Origin of the sequence: Streptomyces torulosus, assembly GCF_001419765.1 — a bacterium.
GTDB lineage: Bacteria > Actinomycetota > Actinomycetes > Streptomycetales > Streptomycetaceae > Streptomyces > Streptomyces torulosus.
In genome coordinates this window covers 1-1,802 of the sequence record NZ_LIRK01000578.1, presented here as the reverse complement: position 1 = coordinate 1,802, position 1,802 = coordinate 1, and the positions used below count along the sequence as shown (strand labels likewise).

Genomic DNA, 1,802 nt, shown 5'->3' with positions numbered 1-1,802 from the left:
CGCATCGCCGGCTTCGCCGGATGCATCGTCGGTCGTGCGTCGGCCGTCACGCCGGACCTCCGCCTCGGAGGAGGTAGTTGGGGCCGGTCGTGTAGTGCTTGTTGATGTCGGCGGCACCCGAGCGCTCCTTGCTGAGCAGGGTCCCCGCGGTCACCATCGCCTTCACCGGCAGTTCGGGGGCGTTGAGCACCCGCTCCCGCAGTGCGGTGGCCGCGTCGCCGCCGAGCCGGTCGACGGCCTCGGTGAGCCGGTCCCGTACGAGGTCCAGCAGCACCGGGAGCGGGGCGCGACCGTGGCGGGCGAGGGCGAACGCGTAGGCGCCCGCGCAGAGGTGCACGGTGATCGTGGTGAACACGTCGGCCACCGCCCGGTCGCCGGGGGCGAAGGTCCGGTCGTCGTCGAAGCCCCAGGTACCGCCGCCGAGTGTGGCGGTCAGCCGGGTGCTGTTGACGCGGGGGCCGTCGTTGTCCTTCAGCAGCAGCCGCAGTTCACCGGGGGCGGGGCCGAACACCAGGGAGATGTTCTGCTGATGGGACTCCAGCGCTATGCCGTACCCGAAGAGGGTCGTCTGCCAGTCGAACAGCAGGGTGAGCACCGCGTCGAGCAGGGCTGTCACATCACCGCCGTGGTGGCGTGCGGCGAGATGGTCGACGACCAGGCCGCCGCCGGGCGCCTCGGCGAGGAGGGCGGCCATCGGGACGACGGCGGAGTCGTCGAGGTCCCCCGGGTAGCGGCGGCACAGGACGGCGAGCAGTTCGTGCCCGGCGTGCGCGTACACCGTCTCGTCGGCGTGCAGCACCCTGCCCCGGAAACGGGGTTCGCGGTCGATCACCGCCTCCAGCAGCCGCTGGCCGGCGGCGCCGTCGACGAGGGTGCCGGGCTTGACGGAACGCTTGTTGCGCAGGCCCAGGGTCGAGGTCGCCAGCGGGAGTTTGAGGTGCAGGGAGGGAGCGGCGGTCGGGGCGACCGTGCGCATCGACAGGGTGGGGACGACATCGAGGTACGGCCAGTCGGCGAGTACGGCCCGGCCCGCGAGTCCGGTCTCGCGCAGCGCGGCGTCGAGGGGCGCGCCGACGGTCGACGGGTGGACGGGCAGGGCGACATGGGTGCGGTCGAGGTCGGCGAGACCGAGGGCGGAGGGGGTGGGCCATCCGTCCGGGAGCTGCCCGGCGACGGTGACCGACTCGCGGGGCAGGGCGAGCCACTGGAGTCGGAACTCGGGGTGGAACTCGGGTGCGTATGCGAGGAGTTGCCGCTCGTCGAGGCCCGCGCGACCCCGTGCGGTCGGGTAGACGGGGTGGTCGAGTCGGGCGGCGAGGGTCTCGTACGCCAGCTGGCCGCGCAGCCCGGTCCATTCGGCGAGGTCGGTGCCGTACAGCTCGCCGAGCCCGTCGGCGACCTCCTCGGCGGTGTCGTGGTGCAGCCGTGTCGCCACGAGGGTCTGGCGGCACTCCTCGGCGAAGGCGTCGAAGCCGCCGTGGTCGACGGGGTCGGCCAGGGCGCGCAGTTGGGCGAGGGCACTCGCGCAGGTCGGGTACGCGGTGCCGTCCGACTCCCGGAGGAGCAGCGGCAGCCTGGCGGCGTACACCTGCTGGAAGCCGTCCTCGGTGACGGGGAGCAGCAGGGCGTCGTCGCCGACGGGCAGACGCAGCCAGGGGCCGTCCGGCCGCTCGACGAGGGTGCTGTCCTCCCGCAGCCCGACGACGTTCTCGCGGAGGAGGGCGCTGAGCACGCGGGTGAGGAGGGCGGCCTCGACGGGGTCGGCGGGGTCGGCGGAGGCGAGGGAGTGGGGCGCCTGGGGG

1 protein-coding gene is annotated in these 1,802 nt (G+C 73.9%); it reads right to left on the bottom strand.

Annotated elements, in window-relative coordinates:
* Positions 1-46: 46 nt before the first annotated feature.
* Positions 47-1,732, bottom strand: coding sequence for an IucA/IucC family protein (locus tag AOK23_RS33890; RefSeq protein ID WP_063791450.1), 1,686 nt, complete (start codon positions 1,730-1,732; stop codon positions 47-49).
* Between the last annotated feature and the right edge of the window lie 70 nt (positions 1,733-1,802).